This window comes from Aeromicrobium phragmitis, assembly GCF_003674095.1.
Classification (GTDB): domain Bacteria; phylum Actinomycetota; class Actinomycetes; order Propionibacteriales; family Nocardioidaceae; genus Aeromicrobium; species Aeromicrobium phragmitis.
In genome coordinates this window covers 92,609-111,066 of the sequence record NZ_RDBF01000005.1, presented here as the reverse complement: position 1 = coordinate 111,066, position 18,458 = coordinate 92,609, and the positions used below count along the sequence as shown (strand labels likewise).

Genomic DNA, 18,458 nt, shown 5'->3' with positions numbered 1-18,458 from the left:
GCCCGGACCCTTTGAAGTGTAGAGAACCGCCGCGAAACTAGCGCAGATTCGCGGCGCTGCGGCGTGCCTCTCAGCGGTCGCGGCGGGTCGCGGCCCGCGCGAGCGGCGTGAGAATCCTGACCGCCTCCTCGCCGAGCGTCTCCAGCGCCTCGTCCGCGTCGTCCTCGAGGCGCGAGATGTCGGCCTCCACGTCGGCGCGAGCACCACTGGACTCGATGACGGCGGCCAGCTCCTCGACGCCGTCGTCGCGGCCCAGCAGGCTCAGGATCCGGTCCGGACCGAGGCGTTCTGCCGCTCGCGCGACGAGCACGGTGCGCTTCCCCTCCCGCAGATCGTCGCCGGTCGGTTTGCCCGTGGCGACGGAGTCGCCGAAGACGCCGAGGACGTCGTCGCGCAGTTGGAAGGCCTCACCGAGCGGTACGGCCAGCCGGGTCAGGCCGTCGAGCAACGCGTCGTCCCCACCGGCGAGCGCCGCCCCGACGTGCAGTGGACGTTCGATGGTGTAGGTCGCTGCCTTGAAACGGACCACCCGCATCGCGTCCTCGACGCTCAACTCTCGCTTCGTCTGCGCGAGGACGTCGAGGAACTGGCCGGCAATGACCTCGGTCTTCGCCAGGTCCCAGAACCGGAGCGCGTTCGTCAGCCGCCAGTCGGGCGCCTCCGGGACCCGCCGGATCTGCTCGTCCGCCCAGCTCAACAGCAGATCGCCGAGCAGGATCGCGGTCTGCGAGCCGAACGCGGCCGCGTCCCCGGCCCGTTCCTCGTCGCGGTGCTGGGCCTCGAAGGCCCGGTGGACGCTGGGGCGGCCCCGGCGGGTGTCGGAGCCGTCCATCAGGTCGTCGTGGACGAGCGCGCTGCCCTGGAGCCATTCGAACGCGGCGGCCGCGCGCGCGATGCGTGGATCGTCCCGATCGCCGCCGGCGACCTGCCAGCCGGCGAAGCAGAAGAGCGGGCGCAGCAGCTTGCCGCCGGCGACGAAACCGGAGGCAGCGTCGACCAACTCGACCAGGGGTGCGGCGATGTCGCCCAGGCGGATGCGCTGAGCCGCGGCGACGGCGCGCAGCTCGTGCTCGACGCGCTCCCGGAATGTGGAATCGTCGAGCGGGGTGGTCACGTCGGTCACGATACCGTTGTCAGGTGCCCGCACCCGATCGATCCCTCGTCGACGCCCTGCGCGACGACCGCCCCACCACGTCGTTCGAGTTCTTCCCGCCGAAGGACGACGACGGCGAGGACCAACTGTGGCGCACCCTCTCCGAGCTGGAACCGCTCGCTCCGACGTTCGTGTCGGTCACCTACGGCGCCGGTGGCACGAGCCAGGAGCGCACCGTGCGGATCACCGAGCGGATCGCGCGCCGTTCGTCGATGAAACCGGTGGGTCACCTCACCCTCGTCGGCCAGAGCACGGCCGAGATCGAGTCGGTCCTCAAGCAGTACCTCGCCGCCGGGGTCGATCACGTGCTGGCCCTGCGCGGCGATCCGAAGGGCGGGCCCCGCGCTCCCTGGGAAGGTCATCCCGACGGCATGAACCACGCGATCGAGCTGGTCGAGCTCGCCGCGCGGATGGGCGGGATCACGGTGGGGGTGGCGGCGTTCCCCGAAGGGCATCCCGATGCTGCGAGCCTCGACGCCTGCGCGGAGGTCCTGGTGAACAAGGCCCGCGCCGGGGCCGAGTTCGCGATCACCCAACTCTTCTTCCGCGCGAGCGACTACATCGAGCTCGTCGAGCGGGTTCGCGGGCTCGGCTGTGATCTGCCGATCATCCCGGGCATCATGCCGATCCTCAATTTCGGCCAGGTCGCTCGCATGGCCGAGCTCTCCGGTGCCGCGATGCCGGCGGAGGTTCTCGAGCAGATCGAACCCATCGCCGAGGACCGTGCGGCGGTGCGGGCGAAGGGCATCGAACTGGCGACTCAGCTGTGTCGCGACGTGCTCGACGCCGGTGCGCCGGGTCTGCACTTCATGACCCTCAACCGATCCAAGGCCACGCGGGAGATCTTCGAGGCGCTGCGCGCCGAAGGGCGCATCTGAGCGGCGGTCAGCGCCGGGGAACCTCACCGAGGTGCGCCGCGACCGCTGCCGTCGCGAGCCCGATGAGTTCGGGCGCGGAGCCCGGATGGGCGTGGGCGCCGGCGAAGAAGAGTCCGTGGCGCGCCCCGACCCCGGGCCGCTCGCCGGCCGCTCGCCAGCCTCGCCAGGCCCACCCGTCGTGCCCGAGCCCGACGAGGTCGCGCGGAGCCAGGTCGCGGCGCGCCGTCACCAGTGACCGCCAGTCGATTCCTGCGCTGGCGAGCACGTCGAGCACGTCACCGCCGGCCCGATTCTCCGCGACCCAGTGTTGCGGGCCGGACCGCCACAGCCGTACCGGCAACTCGGCGTGCACCACGATCTCCTCGGGCAGGTCGAGAGGCTCGCGCAGCACGAGGAGCGAGCGCGGTGCCGGGATGCGGCGCACGAGCGACGGCTCGCGGTACGAGCGGGGTAGTTCGGGGGCGCACCACACGACGACCTCGGCGTCGACGACGCCGTCGTCGGTCACGACCCCGCTCACTGCACCGTCGTCATATCGCACGTCGACGGCCCGTAAGGAGCGCACCGCCTCGACCTTGCGTTCGGCCAGCCGCCGTTCGAGAGCGTCGGCGAGCGCGGGCATTCCGCCGGCGAAGCGCCAGCGACCGAAGTTCCGTTCGGCGTAGTGCCACACGCTCGTGTAGGCCGGGGTATGCGCCGGGTCATCTCCGGCGAGCCGGACCGGATCGAGGACCAGGGCGCGAAGGCGTCGGTCGCGGAAGGCCCGGCGCGCCGCCTGCCGCACCGTGCGCCGCGGCTGAAGCAGCCGTCGGTAAGGGCGCTCGAGGGCCCCGTCGTACACCTCGTCGAGCATGCGCCGCCGCAGCCCGTCCCACGCAGGACCCAACGAGTCCACCCACGGAGACCAGGGGTCCGAACCGAAGGCTTCGACGACGGCGTCGTGCTGGGCCCCGCGGGTGCCGAACGGCAGGTCGAGAACGTCCCTGCGACGCCCGCGGACGACGACGTGCCGCCGGGGTCCCGCGGGAGAGAGGTCGATGACCCGGTCCATGGTCCGGCCGGACTTGCGGAAGAAGTCGCGGAAGACACCGGGCAAGGTGACGGTCTGCGGGGTGAGGTGCCAGACGTGGTCGTCCCAGGCCAGGCCGCGCAGCCGCCCGCCGAGGGACTCCGAGGCCTCCAGCACCGTGACCTGATGGCGCAGCTTGGCGAGGCGCGCGGCAACGGTCAGGCCGGCGAAGCCACCACCGACGATCACCACGCGGGCCATGGCGGCAGCATACGACCGTCCCTCGGACGCCGGTCCCCTAGGCTGGGGCCATGGGTCCGGTACGTGGTGAGGTCATGTGGCAGGCCGTGCGCGACGCTTTGGACGCCGCCGCGGCCGGAAGCGGCCGGGTGCTGCGCGTCCTCGATCTGGGAGGCGGCACCGGCAGCGACGCGGTACGCGTGGCGCAGGCCGGTCATGACGTGACCGTCGTGGACCCGAGTCCGGACGCCCTCGCCGCGCTCGCGCGGCGTGCCGACGAGGCCGACGTGGTGATCCGTCACGTGCTCGGCGACACGGGGGATCTGGGTGATCACGTTCCAGCCGGCTCGGTGGACCTCGTGCTCTGTCACGGGGTGTTGGAGCACGTCGAGGATCCGGGCGCGGCGCTCGCCGCGGTCGCCGGCGCCCTGGTGCCCGAGGGGCTCGTCAGCGTCGCCGTGGCCGGGCGCGTCGGGGGAGCGCTCGCCCGTGCGGTCGCCGGCGACTTCGCCGGCGCCCTGGCCCTCGTCGAGCGTCCGCTCGATCAGTGGGACGTCCGCGATCACGGGCCCCGCCGCTTCTTCGCCGACGAGCTCGACGCCCTCCTGGCGGCGCACGGCTTCGCGTCGGCGCCGACCCGCGGTCTGCGCGTCTTCGCCGATCTCGTCCCGAGTTCGGTCGTCGACATGGAACCGGGTGCCCGGGAGGCACTCTTCGCCCTGGAACAATCGGCACGTAGCCAGCGCGATTTCTCCACCTGCTCGGGTGGTCTCCAGCAGATCGCACGCCTAGAATCGAAGTAACCACCCGACCGAGGAGTCCACCGTGCCGCTCTCTGACGAAGAGGCCCGCCTGCTGGCCCAGCTTGAGCAGTCGCTGGCCGAGGAAGATCCCGACTTCGCGTCCACGCTGCGTGGTTCCAAGCTGGCCGCGCGGTATCGCAAGTTCGCGGTGCTGGCCGCCGTCGGCTTCATCGCGGCGATCGCCATGCTGCTCGCTGGTGCGGTCACCGCCACCACCTGGCTCGGCGTGGTCGGATTCGTCGCCATGGTCGCGAGCGCGTACGCCTTCATCCGAACCTGGCGCCGCGGGATGATGGGGGGCGCCGAGGAGGGCCGGCCCCGGTCGTCGCAGCCGAAGGGCTCGGGTTCGGGTTCGTTCGTCGACCGGATGGAAGAGCGCTGGAACCGCCGACAGGACGACGGGCGCTGACCGTCCTCCACTGACGCACCACTTCCCACCACTCCACCGCCCCACCGTCAGGTGAGGGCGGTTTTTCCTTGCCCCGCAGGCAGAAAGCCTGCGGGGCTTTCGTGTGTTCCGAACGCGACACGCACGGCAGCGACGTGTTCTTGGTGAGAAGGTGGTGCAAAGTGGGTTAAGGTGGTGCAAAATGGAGCAACTGGTGGAGGAGCAGCTCATGTGGCTCATGGCGCGAGGTGAGGAGGGCCGTGGTGAATCCCGACGTCACCAACTTCTTCGGCACCTACACCCCGCGTCTGGACGACAAGGGGCGGCTCTTCCTGCCCGCCAAGTTCCGGCCCCGGCTGGAGCACGGCGTGATCCTCACGCGGGGTCAGGAGCACTGCATCTACGGGTGGACGCCCGAGGCGTTCACGGAGTTCACCGACCGCGTGCGCTCGACGCCGTTCACCAACCGCCAGGCGCGCAACTTCCTGCGGATGCTGTTCTCCGGCGCATCCTCGGAGACGCCGGACAAGCAGGGGAGGATCTCGATCCCTCCCGTGCTGCGGGAGTGGGCGAGCCTGGGCCGCGACTGCACCGTCGTCGGTGCGATGGACCGCATCGAGATCTGGGACTCGCAGCGCTGGGACGAGTTCTCCGCCGAGCAGGAGGACACCTTCGCGGACATGTCCGACGAGGTGATGCCGGGCATCTTCTGACGGTCGCGGGCTCAGATGCCCGCCTGGGTGGATCTGACATCCCTTCCCCGGTGTCAGAACCATGCGGGCGGGGATCTGTCCCCACGACCGGATCGGAACCTGTCCCGCGGTTACGCCGGCAGATCGCCGAGCGCTGCGCCGTCATGGCCGTGTCGCTCGGTGGATCGGCCGCGGTGACCGCGGTGATCGCGCTCGCCCTGGGGTCGCTATGACGCCGGCGCAGCACGTGCCGGTCCTGCGTGAGCGGGTCATCGCACTGCTCGCGCCCGCGATCGAGAAGTCACCCTCCCCGGTGATCGTCGACGCCACGCTCGGCCTCGGCGGACACACCGCATCTCTCCTCGAGCGCTTCGAGCAGCTCCGGGTCGTCGGGATCGACCGCGACCCCGACGCCTTGCGCCGGGCCTCGGAGCGCCTCGCGGCGTTCGGCGATCGATTCGTCGGCGTGCACGCGGTGTACGACGCGATCGACGAGGCCGTGCGCGCCGGAGGAGCGGAACGCGCCGCCGGCGTGCTGTTCGACCTCGGCGTCTCGTCGATGCAGTTGGACCAGGCCGAGCGCGGGTTCGCCTACGCCCAGGACGCGCCGCTGGACATGCGGATGAACCCCGAGGATTCCGTGACGGCCGCCGACGTGCTCAACACGTACGACGCCGCCGACCTGGCGCGCGTACTGCGGGAGTACGGCGAGGAGAAGTTCGCCCGCCGCATCGCCGAGGCCGTGGTGAGAGCGCGCGCCGTCGAGCCGTTCACCACGAGCGCGCGGCTCGTCGACCTCGTCCGCGACGCGATCCCCGCTCCGGCCCGCCGGACCGGGGGACATCCGGCCAAACGGACGTTCCAGGCGTTGCGGATCGAGGTCAACGACGAACTGGGCGCCGTGCGCCGCGCGTTGCCTGCCGCCCTCGCGCACACCGATGTCGGCGGACGTGTCGTCGTGATGGCGTACCACTCGCTCGAGGACCGCATCGTCAAGCGGGTCTTCGCGCAGGCCACGACCTCGACGGCACCGCCGGGGCTCCCGGTCGTGCCGGCCGAGCACGAGGCGAGGTTCCGCCTCGTCACCCGTGGCGCGGAGAAGGCCTCCGACGCCGAGATCGCCGAGAACTCCCGCGCCAAGCCGGTCCGGCTGCGCGCCGTCGAAAGGATCACCGCATGAGCGCCCGAGGCACTGCCGCCGCCCATGCGGGCCGCGCCCTCGTCGCCCGCGGCCAGGAGGTGCGTTCCGCCGGGCTCCGCCTGGTCGCCCCGGTCCGTCAGCGGGCGCACAAGGCGCCCTTCGTCGTGGTCTTGCTCGGGGTGCTGGGTCTTGGACTCGTCGGACTCATCGTGATGAGCACCCTCATGCAAGCTCAGTCGTTCCAGCTCTCCGAACTCTCGCGGGAGTCCGAGAGCCTGCAGATCCAGCGGCAGGCGTTGGAGCGGGAACTGCAGGAGCTCCAGAGCCCGCAGTCCCTCGCCGAGAAGGCCGCGGAGGACGGCATGGTGCCGCCGGCGACGCCGGTGTTCCTGCGCCTCACCGACGGGGCAGTGATCGGCCAGCCGGTCCCCGCCGAGCCGGGAGGTGCGCCGTGACGACCGCGGTGACCCGCCGACGGCTGCGGTTGTGTCTCATCGTGGTGCTCGCGGTGTTCCTGCTGTTCGGGGCACGCCTGTTCCAGATCCAGGGAGTCGACGCCAAGGCGTACGCCGCGATGGCCGTGCAGACCGGAACCGCGACCACGACGGTTCCGGCGCCCCGAGGGGCCATCCTCGACCGCAACGGTGTCGAACTGGCCGCCAACGTCGACGGCCTCACCATCACGGCCGACCCGAGCATGACCGCCGAGCACGCCCCGCAGATCGCGCGCATCCTCTACGAGAAGCTGCCCGAGCACATCGACTACTTCGAGACGATCGAGACGCTGCGCACGCCGGACTCGCGGTTCGTCTACCTCGTGCGTGACCTGCCCGCCTCGGAGGCGACCGAGGCCGTCGAAGCCGTCCGGGACGCCTCCTACACCGGGGTCTTCACCGAGAAGGAAGTGCTGCGCAGCTATCCGGGCGGATCGCTCGCGGCCAACCTCCTCGGCTTCACCGACGCCGAGGGCAAGGGCGTCCAGGGCATCGAGCAGATGTACGACGAGGCGCTCACCGGTACGGACGGTTCGAGCACGTTCGAGGTCTCCTCCACCGGTCAGCGCATCCCGATGGCCGACAGCACCGTCGAGGAGATGGTTCCCGGCACGGCGGTCAAGACGACGATCGATCGCGATCTGCAGTGGTTCGCCGACCAGCGGCTGGCCGAGGTCGTCTCGTCCGCGGGCGCCGACTGGGGCCTCGCGATCACGATGGACGTCAAGACCTGCCAGATCCTGCAGATGTCGCAGTCGCCGACCTTCGACCCCGACGCCCGCACGGGCATCACCGAGCGGAACACCGTCTCGCGTGCCACTCAGACGGTGTACGAGCCGGGCTCGGTGATGAAGCCCGTGACGATGGCAGCGTTGGCCGACCAGGGCCTCATCGACGCCGACTCGAAGATCCGGGTCCCCAGTCAGATGGTCATCGACGGATTCCCGATCGGGGACCACTGGGACCACGGCGAGCTGCAGATGACCGCAGCGGGCGTCATCGCCCAGTCGTCGAACCTCGGCACGATCATCGCGGCGCAGCAGATGGACGACCAGACCTTCCACGACTACTTGAGCAGGTTCGGATTCGGTTCGACCACCGGGATCGAGCTGCCCGGGGAGTCGGCCGGCATCCTCGCCCCCGCTGACGGCTGGACCGACGCCAAGCACGCGACGACCTCGTTCGGCCAGGGCATCTCGGTCACGGCTGTGCAGATGATGCGTGCCCTCGGGGCCATCGCCAACGACGGCGTGGCCTGCGACCCCACCGTCGTCGAGTCCACCATCGCGCCGGACGGCACCGAGACGCCGAACGAGCCGGGCGAATCCACCCGGGTCGTGTCCTCGGACGCCGCGGCGCAGGTGACCCGGATGATGGAGGCCGTCACGGCTGACGACGGGACGGCACCGGCGGCCCAGATCCAGGGGTACCGGGTGGCCGGCAAGACCGGCACGGCGTGGCGGGTCAACCCCGACACCGGCCGCTACGTGCGGGGACAGAACACGGTCTCCTTCGCCGGTTTCGCCCCTGCCGACAAGCCCCGATTCCTCACCTACATCGTCATCGACAAACCGCCGGCCAATGCCGGCGGCGGCTCCCTCGCCGGCCCGGTGTTCCACGACATCATGTCGATGACGCTGGAGCGGTTCGGCGTCACGCCGACCGGTTCCGCGCCCCCCAAGGTCGAGCAGTACTGGTGACCGGCGCCCGGGCGGTGTGCCCGAGCATGACGCAGTAGGTTGGTGGACGTGGAGGAAGCGTCGATGAGAGTACGACCGCGGGCGCTGCCGCACCGTTCGCTGCGGTCCATCGCCCGACAGTTGGGCGCCCGGGCCTTCGGCGAGGCGGAGGTGACCGGGCTTAGCCTCAACACCTCCGATGTGGTCGCCGGAGACCTCTACGCGGCCCTTCCCGGCTCGACGACGCACGGCGGGCGCTACGCCCCGCAGGCCGTGAGCGAAGGGGCCGTCGCCGTACTCACCGACGCCGCCGGCCTGCAGTGCGTGCCCGACGACACCCCGTACATCGTGCTCGAGGATCCGCGCGCCGCGCTTCCCGAGCTCGCGGCCGAGCTGTACGACCACCCGAGCAAGGCCTTCACGACGATCGGCATCACCGGCACGCAGGGCAAGACCACCAGCACCTACCTCGCCGAGGCCGCGCTGGGCGCAGAGCGCAGCGCCGTCATCGGCACGATCGGTACGCGCGTCGGCGGGGTGCCGGCCCGCTCCGCGCTGACGACACCCGAGGCTCCCGCCTTGCAGGCGCTCTTCGCCGTGATGCGTGAGGAGGAGATCGAGGTGTGCGCGATGGAGGTGTCGAGCCACGCACTCGCCCAGGGGCGGGTGGACGGCTTCGTCTTCGACGTCGGGGTGTTCCTCAACCTCGGCCGCGACCACCTCGACTTCCACGCCGACATGGAGGAGTACTTCGCCGCCAAGGCGAGCCTGTTGACCTCGGCCCACGCGCACTCCGGTGTCGTCGTGGTCGACGACGAGTACGGACGCCGGCTCGCGACGGGAGCGACCGTGCCGATCACGACGGTCTCGACGCGGGGTGAACCGGCCGACTGGCGCGCCGTCGACATCGTCGCGCTTCCGCACGGCACCGAAGCCCGACTGCTGGGCCCCGAGGCCGTCGAGGTCGAGCTCTTCGTCCCGCTGCCGGGTGCCTTCAACGTCGCCAACGCCGCGGCCGTCCTCGCGGCGTTGACCGTGCAGGGTCACGACCCGCACGAGATCGCGCGCGGCATCGCGGAGAGCCCCGGCGTCCCGGGACGGATGGAGCGGGTCGACGCCGGCCAGGATTTCACCGCCGTGGTCGACTACGCGCACAAACCCGACGCCGTCGTCGCGGTGCTCGATGCGCTGCGTCCGGTGACGCCGGGGCGGATCATCGTCGTCATCGGAGCAGGTGGCGACCGCGACCACGGCAAGCGACCACTCATGGGCGCGGCCGCCGCGCGGCACGCCGACGTCGTCATCGTCACCGACGACAATCCGCGCACCGAGGAACCGGCCGCGATCCGTGCCGCCGTCCTGCGCGGTACACGCAAGGAGAGCGCGACGGTCATGGAGATCGGCGGGCGTCAGGCGGCCATCGCCGAGGCCGTCACGATGGCCGGGCCGGGTGACACCGTGGTGGTGGCCGGTAAGGGGCACGAGCGCGGGCAGGAGATCGCCGGGGTCGTGCACCCGTTCGACGACCGCGACGTCCTGCGTGCGTGTCTGGAGGCGCGCGCGTGATCGCCGGGCTCACTCTGGGCGAGGTCGCCCGCGTGACAGGCGGGCGGCTCGCGGGAGTCTCCGCCGATGCCGTGGTCACCGGGCCCGTGGTCATCGACTCGCGCCAGGTCCGGGCCGGCGCGCTGTTCGCCGCCTTGCCGGGGGAGCGCGTCGACGGGCACGACTACGCGGCCTCGTCGATCCAGGACGGCGCGGTCGCCGTCGTGGCAGCGCGCGAGGTCGGCGTGCCCGCGATTCTCGTCGAGGACGTCACTGTCGCCCTGGCCGATCTCGCCCGCCACGTCCTCAGCCGTCTCCGCGAGAACGGGACGTTGACCGTCGTCGGCGTCACCGGTTCAGCCGGCAAGACCAGCGTCAAGGACATGCTCAACGCGGTGTTCAGCGCCGCCGGTGCGACGGTCGCGCCACAGGGGTCCTTCAACAATGAGCTCGGCGTTCCCCTGACCGTGCTCCGCGCCGCCGAGGACACCCGGTACCTCGTGGTGGAGATGGGGGCCCGCGGCGTGGGACACATCGCGCACCTGTGCCGCATCGCACCGCCGGACGTCGGTGTGGTGCTCAACGTGGGCTCGGCCCATGCCTCGGAGTTCGGCTCGCCCGCAGCGACCGCGCAAGCCAAGGGCGAACTCATCGAAGCTCTGCCGCCTTCGGGCACCGCGGTGCTCAACGCCGACGACCCGCTCGTCGCGGCGATGGCGGTACGCAGCGACGCGGAGGTGGTCACCTTCGGTGCCGCCGGCAACGACGTCCGCTTCCTCGACGCCCCGGAGCTCGACGCCGACGGCCACCCGCACCTGCGCGTGCTGGTCGACGACCAGGAGATCGACCTGACCGTGCCGCAGCTGGGCGAGCACCAGGTGGTCAACGCCGCGGCGGCGCTGGCCGCTGCCCGGGCGTCAGGAGTCGCCACGGCGCTCGCCGCCCGGGCGCTCGCCGGGGCGTCCGCCGGCTCGCCCATGCGGATGGAGCGCCACGTGCGCGCCGACGGGTTGACGGTGCTCAACGACGCCTACAACGCCAATCCGGAGTCCACTGCCGCCGCGCTGCGGACCCTCGCGACCGTCGCTCCCGGCGATCGCGGCATCGCCGTGCTTGGTGCGATGCTCGAGCTGGGGGACCGGAGCGATGAGCACCATGAGGCGATCGGGCGGCTCGCGGCCTCGCTGGGCGTGGGACGCGTGCTGGTGGTGGGCGACGAGGCGGCCGCGATCGCCCGAGGCGCAGGATCGATCGCCGAGGTCGTCCCGACAGCCGACGCCGCCATCCGTAGACTCGTCCCTAGTCTGCGGGCGGACCAGGTGGTGCTTGTGAAAGCATCGAGGGGCGAACGACTCGAACGTGTCGCCCAGGCTCTGCTCGCAGACTGATGTCGTCACCCACCGAAAGGAAGCCCTTGCCGTGCTTGCCGTCCTGATCGCCGGTGCCATCGGTATGCTCGGCACCCTCATCGGGACGAGATTCGCCATCCAGGTGCTCGTGGCCAAGGGCTATGGCCAGCTGATCCGCGACGACGGACCCACCTCGCACCACACCAAGCGCGGGACCCCGACGATGGGCGGTCTCGTCATCATCATCTCCGTGCTGCTGGCCTATCTCGTCGCCAAGCTCGCCACCGGGTTCACGCCCAGCGCGTCGGCGCTCCTCCTGCTCTTCCTCTTCGCCGGGCTGGGCGCCATCGGCTTCCTCGACGACTACATCAAGATCTCCAAGCAACGCTCCCTCGGTCTGCGCAGCAAGGCCAAGATGATCGGTCAGATCGCCGTCGGCCTGATCTTCGCGATCCTCGCCATCCGGTGGGAGGACGAGACCGGACAGACGCCGATCAATCACGCGGTGTCGTTCACCCGCGACATTCCCGGTTGGACGCTTCCGACCGTCGTGCTCGTCCTGTGGGTGCTCGTGCTCATCGCCGGTACGTCGAACGGCGTCAACCTCACCGACGGCCTGGACGGTCTGGCCACGGGTGCCTCGGCGATGGTCTTCGCCGCGTACGTGGTCATCAACATCTGGCAGTTCAACCAGAACTGCGCCTATGAGAACGCGCCCGGCTGCTACGAGGTGCGCGACCCCCTCGACCTCGCGGTGGTGGCCTCGGCGCTGACGGGGGCGTGTTTCGGCTTCCTGTGGTGGAACACCTTCCCGGCCAAGATCTTCATGGGCGACACGGGCTCACTCTCGCTCGGCGGGGCGATGGCCGGCTTCGCGCTCATGACCCGCACCGAGCTGCTGCTCGTCGTGCTCGGCGGATTGTTCGTCATCATCACCTTGTCGGTCATCGTGCAGGTCGGGTACTTCAAGCTGTCGGGCGGCAAACGCATCTTCCGCATGGCGCCCCTGCAACATCACTTCGAGCTCAAGGGCTGGGCCGAGATCACGATCGTCGTCCGGTTCTGGATCATCAGCGGGTTGTGCGTCGCAGCGGCGATGGGCATCTTCTACTGGGAGTGGGTCCGTCTCGCATGAGCGGTGAGCGCAAGGACGTGTCCTCGCTCGGTCGCGAATCGTCGTGGGAGGGCGTGCGCGCGGTGGTCGCCGGCTTCGGCGTGAGCGGATTCTCGGCGGCCGACACCCTGACCCATCTGGGCGCCGAGGTCATCGCCGTCGACGAGTCCGAAGGCGATCGGGAGCGTCGCGAGAAGGCCACCCTGCTGCAGATCCTCGGCGCCGACGTGCGCCTGGGGGAGGGGGCGACCGCCACCCTTCCCGACGACGTCGACCTCGTCGTCACCTCGCCCGGATGGCGACCGAGCACGCCGCTGCTCATGCAGGCCGCCGACCGCCGGATCCCGGTGTGGGGCGACGTCGAGCTCGCCTGGCGGTTACGCGGACCGGACGCGGCTCCGTGGCTCGTGGTCACCGGCACCAACGGCAAGACGACCACGGTCCAGATGCTGGAGTCCATCCTCCTCGCGGCCGGCCGACGGGCCCGCGCCGTGGGCAACGTGGGCACACCGGTGCTCGAGGCCGTCATGGACCCCGCCGGGTACGACGTCCTCGCCGTGGAACTGTCGAGCTTCCAGCTGCACTGGACCAGCTCGATGTCGCCCGAATCGGCAGCCGTCCTCAACATCGCACCGGACCATTACGACTGGCACGGGGGAGCGGAGCCGTACACGGCCGCCAAGGGCCGCGCCTACGAGCACGTGCAGCGCGCCTGCGTCTACAACGTCGCCGATCCCCAGACGCGCCGCCTCGTCGAGGAGGCCGACGTCGTCGAAGGGGCGCGGGCGATCGGGTTCACCCTCGGCATCCCCGGTTTGAGCGAACTCGGCATCGTCGACGGGCTGCTCGCCGACCGGGCCTTCGTGGAGAACCGCGCGGAGCAGGCCGCGGAACTGGGCTCGGTGTCCGACCTGTACTCCGACGCCTCGCACGTCGTCGCCAACGCGCTCGCTGCCGCGGCGCTGGCCCGGGCCCACGGGGTGGAGCCGAAGGCGGTCCGCGACGGACTGCGGACCTTCCGACCCGGTCCGCACCGGGTCGCGGAGGTGGCGTCGATCGGCGACGTGCGGTATGTCGACGACTCCAAGGCCACCAACCCGCACGCCGCGCTGGCCTCGCTCCAGGCGGTACCGCGTGCGGTGTGGATCGCGGGCGGACTGGCCAAGGGAGCGACCTTCGACGACCTCGTGACCCAGGCGCGCGACCGGCTGCGTGCCGTGGTCCTCATCGGCCGCGACCGGGCCGTGATCGCCGACGCGCTCACGCGACACGCGCCCGAAGTCCCCGTGCTGGAGGTCGAGACGGGACAGGATGACCTCATGGATCGCGTGGTCGAGGTCGCCTCGTCGCTGGCGGACGCCGGCGACACGGTGCTGTTGGCCCCGGGCTGCGCCTCCATGGACCAGTTCACCGACTACGCGCATCGCGGTGAGGCGTTCACGGACGCCGTACGACGGCTCGCCGAGCGCGCGTAGTCCCGACCCTTCCTTCCCCACCCCCGCTCGCCGAAGGATCTGCCCATGAGCATTTCGGCACCCCGTCGGTCCACGTCGGCGCTCGACGCCGTCCGCCAGGTGCTCTCGCGCCCACTGGCGTCGTATCAGATCGTCCTCGGGCTCACCGCGATCCTGCTCGGCCTCGGGCTCATCATGGTGCTCAGCGCCAGCTCGGTGTACGCGCTGCGCCTCTTCGACAACTCCTTCTACGTGGTCAGCCGCCAGGCGGTCTTTGCGGTACTCGGGGTGATCGGCTTCGTCGCGGTGCTGCGGCTGCCGTGGAACGTGCTCCGCGCCCTCGTCCGGCCCGCGCTGCTCGGCACCGTGGTGCTCATCGGTCTGACCTTCACCCCGCTCGGCGTCGAGATCAACGGCAACCGCAACTGGCTGCCGCTGTTCGCCGGGATCAGCGTCCAGCCGTCGGAGCTCGCCAAACTGGCGCTCGTGCTGTGGATCGCCGACCTCTACGCCCGCCGGTACAAGTACCTCGGGACACCGCGGTACATCCTCACCCCGATGGTCCCGATCGCCGGTGCCGTCGCGGCCCTCGTCGTGGCCCAGAAGGATCTCGGCACCGCGCTCGTGCTGTTCGCCGTCATCGTCGGCATGCTGTGGGTGGCGGGCCTGCCCGGCCGGCACATGTGGTTCATGGTGCTCGCCCTCGGAGTCGTGCTGATCTTCTTCGTCGCCACGGCGCCGCACCGCATCACCCGGCTGCTCAGCTTCCTCGATCCCACGGCGGATCCCGAGGGTGCCGGGCACCAGTCGATCAAGGCCATGATGGCGTTCGCCCGCGGTGGGTTCTGGGGAGTCGGGCTCGGCGGCAGCCGGCAGAAGTGGGGCGCTCTGCCCGAGGCGCACAACGACTTCATCCTCGCCGTGATCGGCGAGGAGCTCGGTCTGGCCGGCACGCTGGTCCTGTTGAGTCTGTTCGGCATGCTGGGCTTCGTCGGCTTCCGGATCGCGATGCGCAGCCGTGACCGCTTCGCGCGGTACGCCGCTGCCGGGATCACGATCTGGCTGCTGGCGCAGGCGATCATCAACGTCGGCATGGTGCTCGGTCTGCTGCCGGTCATCGGCATCCCGTTGCCGCTCATCTCGTACGGAGGTTCCAGCCTGCTCGCGACACTCCTGGGCATGGCGTTCTTGGCCAAGTGCGCCACGACGGAGCCCGGTGCGGCTCAGGCATTGGCCGCGAGCCGACGTCAGCGACGTCGCAGCAGCAAGAAGTAGACGATGACGATGCGCGTTCTCCTCGCCGGCGGAGGCACCGCCGGCCACACCTCACCCTTGCTCGCCACCGCCGCGGTCCTCCGCGAGGCCGGCGACACCATCGTGTGCCTCGGCACGCCTCGCGGCCTCGAGGTCGACCTCATCCCGCGCGCCGGGTACGACCTCGAGCTCGTACCGCCCGTGCCGTTGCCGCGCCGCCCCAACGCCGACCTGGTGAAGCTGCCGATCCGGCTGCGGGCCACGGTCAAGGCCACGCTCGGCGTGCTCGACCGTGTGCAGCCCCAGGTCGTCGTCGGATTCGGTGGCTACGTCTCGGTGCCGGCCTATCTCGCCGCGCGCCGGCGCCGGATTCCGATCGTCGTGCACGAGGGCAATGCCCTGGCGGGAATCGCCAACAAGCTGGGGGCGCGGTTCACCACGCATGTCGCCACGAGCTTCCCCGACACCGAACTGCCGCACGGCGAGTACGTCGGGCTCCCGATCCGCCGCGAGATCGCCACGCTGGACCGCGAGGCGCGTCGTGCCGAGGCGCGCGCGTTCTTCGACCTCGAGCCGGAGCTGCCGACGATCCTCGTGACCGGCGGCTCTCAAGGAGCTCGCCGGATCAATCAGGCGATGGCGGCAGCGGCGCCGGCGCTGGCCGCGGCCGGGGTGCAGGTCCTTCATGCCGCGGGACGGCCCGAGGAGGTGCCCGTCGCATCCGCCGCAGGTCAGGCCCCGTACCGCGTGCTGAACTTCATCGAGCGCATGGACCTGGCCTATGCGGCGGCGGATCTCATCGTCTGCCGTTCGGGGGCCAACACGGTCACCGAGGTGGCCGCCGTCGGGCTCCCGGCCGCGTTCGTGCCGCTCCCGATCGGCAACGGCGAGCAGGCCCTCAATGCGCACCCGGTCGTCGAGGCCGGGGGCGGCCTGCTCATCGACGACGCGGCGTTCACCGCCGCGTGGGTCGAGAACGCGGTCGTGCCGTTGGTCACCGATGCGGTCCGGCTGGCCGAGATGTCGCGCGCGGCTTCGGACATCGTGCGGGCGGACGCGGCCGAGCGGCTGGCCGCCATGATCCACGCGGCGGGGGCGGAGCGGTGAGGATCGCGTTCCCCGACGAGGTGCCCCCGGCCGAGCAACTCGGCACCGTGCACTTCGTCGGCGTCGGCGGAGCCGGGCTGTCGGCCATCGCCCGCATCATGGCGCAGCGCGGCGTCCGCGTGCAGGGCTCCGACGCCCGGGAGTCCGCGGTGATCGAGGCCCTGCGCGCCGAGGGCATCACCTGCTTCGTGGGCCAGGACGCCGCCCACCTCGACGGCGTGGACACCGTGGTCGCGAGCACGGCCGTGCGCGAGGACAACCCCGAGATCATCGCGGCTCGCCGGCGCGGGCTGCGGCTGTGGCCCCGCTCGGCCGGACTCGCCTCGCTGATGACACCGCCCATCACCACGGTCGCCGTCGCCGGCACCCACGGCAAGACCACCACCACCGGGATGCTGACGTGCGCGCTGGTCGGCGCCGGGGCGGACCCGTCGTTCGCCATCGGCGCGGAGGTGCCGGCACTCGGCACCAATGCCCGTGCCGGTGCCGATCCGGTCTTCCTCGTCGAGGCGGACGAGAGCGACGGCGCGTTCTTGCACTACGCGCCGGCCGGAGCGATCGTCACCAACGTCGACGCCGATCATCTCGACATGTGGGGCAGTGTCGAAGCGTACGAGCAGGCCTTCGACGACTTCGTCGCCACGGTGGGCCGCTTCCTCGTCCTCAATGCCGAGGACCCGGGTGCGAAGCGGATGGCCGAGCGGGCACGCGCGGCCGGCCTGCAGGTCGTCACCGTCGGGTTCGACCCCGGTGCCGCGGACATCGCGGGCACCGATCTGCGCGTCGAGGGCCCCACGACGCAGCTGCAGGTCGTGATGGACGGCGAGACGTACCAGCTCGACCTCCTGGTCCCCGGACGGCATTACGCGCTCGATGCCCTGCTCGCCCTCGCAGCGGGTCGGGCCCTGGGCTACCCGGTCGCTCCGCTCGTCGCCGGACTCGGTACGTACCGGGGCGCGGCGCGCCGGATGGAGTACAAGGGCGAGGCCGGCGGAGTGCGGGTGTATGACTCGTACGCGCACCATCCCACGGAGCTGGCAGCCGATCTCGCCGCGGCGCGCGCACTGGCAGGGGAGTCCCGCCTCGTCGCGGTGTTCCAACCGCATCTGGTGAGCCGTACGCGGATCTTCGGCAGCCAGATGGGGCGCGCCCTCTCGGTCGCCGACGACGTGGCGGTCCTGGACATCTACGTCGCCCGTGAAGACCCCGACCCTCAGGTCACGGCTCGACTCGTCGTCGACGCGGTGGACGGGCCGCCCGCCCGCGCCATCGGTGCGGTGGCTGCGGCCCCGGCCGCGCTGGCCGCGTCCGTGCGTCCTGGCGACGTCGTCGTGACCCTGGGGGCCGGCGACGTCACGGACGTGGGCCCGGCGCTGCTGTCGCTGCTGGAGACCGGCGGTGAGTGACGCCTTCGCGGCCAAGCTCAAGCAGCGCCGCCGGCGTCGATGGATTCGGGTGCTGCTCGCCGTGCTCGTGCTAGCGCTGATCGGCACCGGCGTCTGGGCCGTCTGGTTCTCCGGGCTCCTGGTGGCGCAGAAGGTCCGCGTCACCGGACTGGAGCACCTCACCGAGGAACAGGTGCTGCAAGCCGCAGACGTCCCGCTGGGCGCCCCGCTGGCGCGGCTCGACACGGAGGCCGTCCAGCAGCGCGTCCGCGAGCTGGTGCCGGTCCGGCGTGCGGACGTCTCCCGGTCCTGGCCCGAGACGGTAGTCATCACCGTCACCGAGCGCTCACCGGCCGCCTGGATCAGTCGCGACAACCGCCCCTGGGAGGTCGACGCCGAGGGCGTGATCTTCCTGCCGGTCGACTCGCCGGAGGCCGGGCTCCCGGAGCTGCGGGTGGACGCGGAGGACGCCGACACGGTCGCCGCGGCGGCTCGTGTCGCCCACGACCTGCGCGACACCGACCCCGCGCTGGCCGCTCAGGTGGCCGCGATCGGCGCCGAGACCCAGGACTCGGTCGAACTCGCGCTCCTGGACGGCCGGACGGTCGTCTGGGGGAGCGCGACCGATCCGGGGGCGAAGATCCGCGTCCTGAAGGTGCTGCTCGACGTGCCCGCGGGCGTCTACGACGTGAGCGTGCCCACCCGCCCGACGACGCGCGACTGAATTGCCGCCGCGACGCGCGGCGTGTTGGCCGGGTTCGCCCGGGTAGCCC

Annotated in this window: 17 protein-coding genes; 15 read left to right on the top strand and 2 right to left on the bottom strand. The window is 71.1% G+C overall.

Annotated elements, in window-relative coordinates:
* Positions 1 to 70: 70 nt before the first annotated feature.
* Positions 71 to 1,114, bottom strand: a complete 1,044-nt coding sequence (locus D9V41_RS08490; RefSeq protein ID WP_121794271.1) for a polyprenyl synthetase family protein — start codon at positions 1,112 to 1,114, stop codon at positions 71 to 73.
* A gap of 23 nt (positions 1,115 to 1,137) precedes the next feature.
* Between D9V41_RS08490 and metF the strand changes: the two genes are divergently transcribed.
* On the top strand, positions 1,138 to 2,031 hold the full coding sequence (gene metF / locus D9V41_RS08485; RefSeq protein WP_121794125.1) for a methylenetetrahydrofolate reductase [NAD(P)H]: 894 nt from the start codon (positions 1,138 to 1,140) through the stop codon (positions 2,029 to 2,031).
* A 7-nt stretch (positions 2,032 to 2,038) separates the two neighbouring features.
* Here metF and D9V41_RS08480 read toward each other — a convergent pair whose 3' ends face one another.
* Entirely contained in the window at positions 2,039 to 3,301 is a 1,263-nt protein-coding gene (locus tag D9V41_RS08480; protein WP_121794124.1) for a phytoene desaturase family protein, read from the bottom strand.
* A 50-nt stretch (positions 3,302 to 3,351) separates the two neighbouring features.
* Between D9V41_RS08480 and D9V41_RS08475 the strand changes: the two genes are divergently transcribed.
* From D9V41_RS08475 to D9V41_RS08410, 14 genes are all read left to right on the top strand, one after another.
* A complete protein-coding gene (locus D9V41_RS08475) occupies positions 3,352 to 4,083 on the top strand; it encodes a class I SAM-dependent methyltransferase (protein ID WP_121794123.1) in 732 nt (243 codons plus the stop codon).
* Between the two features lie 22 nt (positions 4,084 to 4,105).
* Complete coding sequence (locus D9V41_RS08470) at positions 4,106 to 4,492, top strand: DUF3040 domain-containing protein (protein ID WP_121794122.1); 387 nt, start codon at positions 4,106 to 4,108, stop codon at positions 4,490 to 4,492.
* Positions 4,493 to 4,731: 239 nt separating this feature from the next.
* Positions 4,732 to 5,184, top strand: coding sequence for a division/cell wall cluster transcriptional repressor MraZ (gene mraZ / locus D9V41_RS08465; RefSeq protein ID WP_243696403.1), 453 nt, complete (start codon positions 4,732 to 4,734; stop codon positions 5,182 to 5,184).
* A gap of 208 nt (positions 5,185 to 5,392) precedes the next feature.
* On the top strand, positions 5,393 to 6,343 hold the full coding sequence (gene rsmH / locus D9V41_RS08460; RefSeq protein WP_121794121.1) for a 16S rRNA (cytosine(1402)-N(4))-methyltransferase RsmH: 951 nt from the start codon (positions 5,393 to 5,395) through the stop codon (positions 6,341 to 6,343).
* Positions 6,340 to 6,759 (top strand): cell division protein FtsL, encoded by a 420-nt coding sequence (gene ftsL, locus D9V41_RS08455; protein ID WP_121794120.1) that lies wholly within the window; start codon positions 6,340 to 6,342, stop codon positions 6,757 to 6,759. The genes rsmH and ftsL overlap by 4 nt, the downstream gene beginning before the upstream one ends.
* The gene (locus tag D9V41_RS08450; protein ID WP_121794119.1) at positions 6,756 to 8,498 is read left to right on the top strand and encodes a peptidoglycan D,D-transpeptidase FtsI family protein; all 1,743 of its coding nucleotides are present in this window, start codon (positions 6,756 to 6,758) and stop codon (positions 8,496 to 8,498) included. The genes ftsL and D9V41_RS08450 overlap by 4 nt, the downstream gene beginning before the upstream one ends.
* A gap of 63 nt (positions 8,499 to 8,561) precedes the next feature.
* Positions 8,562 to 10,043: a UDP-N-acetylmuramoyl-L-alanyl-D-glutamate--2,6-diaminopimelate ligase gene (locus D9V41_RS08445; RefSeq protein WP_121794269.1), complete on the top strand. Its 1,482-nt coding sequence runs from the start codon at positions 8,562 to 8,564 to the stop codon at positions 10,041 to 10,043.
* On the top strand, positions 10,040 to 11,410 hold the full coding sequence (locus D9V41_RS08440; protein ID WP_243697206.1) for a UDP-N-acetylmuramoyl-tripeptide--D-alanyl-D-alanine ligase: 1,371 nt from the start codon (positions 10,040 to 10,042) through the stop codon (positions 11,408 to 11,410). Before D9V41_RS08445 ends, D9V41_RS08440 begins: the two co-directional genes overlap by 4 nt.
* Positions 11,411 to 11,441: 31 nt before the next feature.
* Complete coding sequence (gene mraY, locus D9V41_RS08435; protein WP_121794118.1) at positions 11,442 to 12,506, top strand: phospho-N-acetylmuramoyl-pentapeptide-transferase; 1,065 nt, start codon at positions 11,442 to 11,444, stop codon at positions 12,504 to 12,506.
* On the top strand, positions 12,503 to 13,960 hold the full coding sequence (murD, locus tag D9V41_RS08430; protein WP_121794117.1) for a UDP-N-acetylmuramoyl-L-alanine--D-glutamate ligase: 1,458 nt from the start codon (positions 12,503 to 12,505) through the stop codon (positions 13,958 to 13,960). Before mraY ends, murD begins: the two co-directional genes overlap by 4 nt.
* A gap of 45 nt (positions 13,961 to 14,005) precedes the next feature.
* Positions 14,006 to 15,214, top strand: a complete 1,209-nt coding sequence (gene ftsW, locus D9V41_RS08425) for a putative lipid II flippase FtsW (RefSeq protein ID WP_121794116.1) — start codon at positions 14,006 to 14,008, stop codon at positions 15,212 to 15,214.
* 9 nt (positions 15,215 to 15,223) lie between these two features.
* Positions 15,224 to 16,300 carry an undecaprenyldiphospho-muramoylpentapeptide beta-N-acetylglucosaminyltransferase gene (gene murG, locus D9V41_RS08420; protein WP_121794115.1) on the top strand — a complete coding sequence of 359 codons (1,077 nt, stop codon included), beginning with the start codon at positions 15,224 to 15,226 and terminating at the stop codon, positions 16,298 to 16,300.
* On the top strand, positions 16,297 to 17,706 hold the full coding sequence (murC, locus tag D9V41_RS08415) for a UDP-N-acetylmuramate--L-alanine ligase (protein WP_121794114.1): 1,410 nt from the start codon (positions 16,297 to 16,299) through the stop codon (positions 17,704 to 17,706). Before murG ends, murC begins: the two co-directional genes overlap by 4 nt.
* On the top strand, positions 17,699 to 18,409 hold the full coding sequence (locus D9V41_RS08410) for a cell division protein FtsQ/DivIB (protein WP_121794113.1): 711 nt from the start codon (positions 17,699 to 17,701) through the stop codon (positions 18,407 to 18,409). Before murC ends, D9V41_RS08410 begins: the two co-directional genes overlap by 8 nt.
* Positions 18,410 to 18,458: the final 49 nt, after the last annotated feature.

Coding starts and splice junctions, on each gene's coding strand:
- D9V41_RS08480 (WP_121794124.1), bottom strand. CDS start 3,301: ATGGCCCGCGTGGTGATCGTCGGTGGTGGCTTCGCCGGCCTGACCGTT.
- D9V41_RS08475 (WP_121794123.1), top strand. CDS start 3,352: ATGGGTCCGGTACGTGGTGAGGTCATGTGGCAGGCCGTGCGCGACGCT.
- rsmH (WP_121794121.1), top strand. CDS start 5,393: ATGACGCCGGCGCAGCACGTGCCGGTCCTGCGTGAGCGGGTCATCGCA.
- ftsL (WP_121794120.1), top strand. CDS start 6,340: ATGAGCGCCCGAGGCACTGCCGCCGCCCATGCGGGCCGCGCCCTCGTC.
- D9V41_RS08445 (WP_121794269.1), top strand. CDS start 8,562: ATGAGAGTACGACCGCGGGCGCTGCCGCACCGTTCGCTGCGGTCCATC.
- murD (WP_121794117.1), top strand. CDS start 12,503: ATGAGCGGTGAGCGCAAGGACGTGTCCTCGCTCGGTCGCGAATCGTCG.
- ftsW (WP_121794116.1), top strand. CDS start 14,006: ATGAGCATTTCGGCACCCCGTCGGTCCACGTCGGCGCTCGACGCCGTC.
- murG (WP_121794115.1), top strand. CDS start 15,224: ATGCGCGTTCTCCTCGCCGGCGGAGGCACCGCCGGCCACACCTCACCC.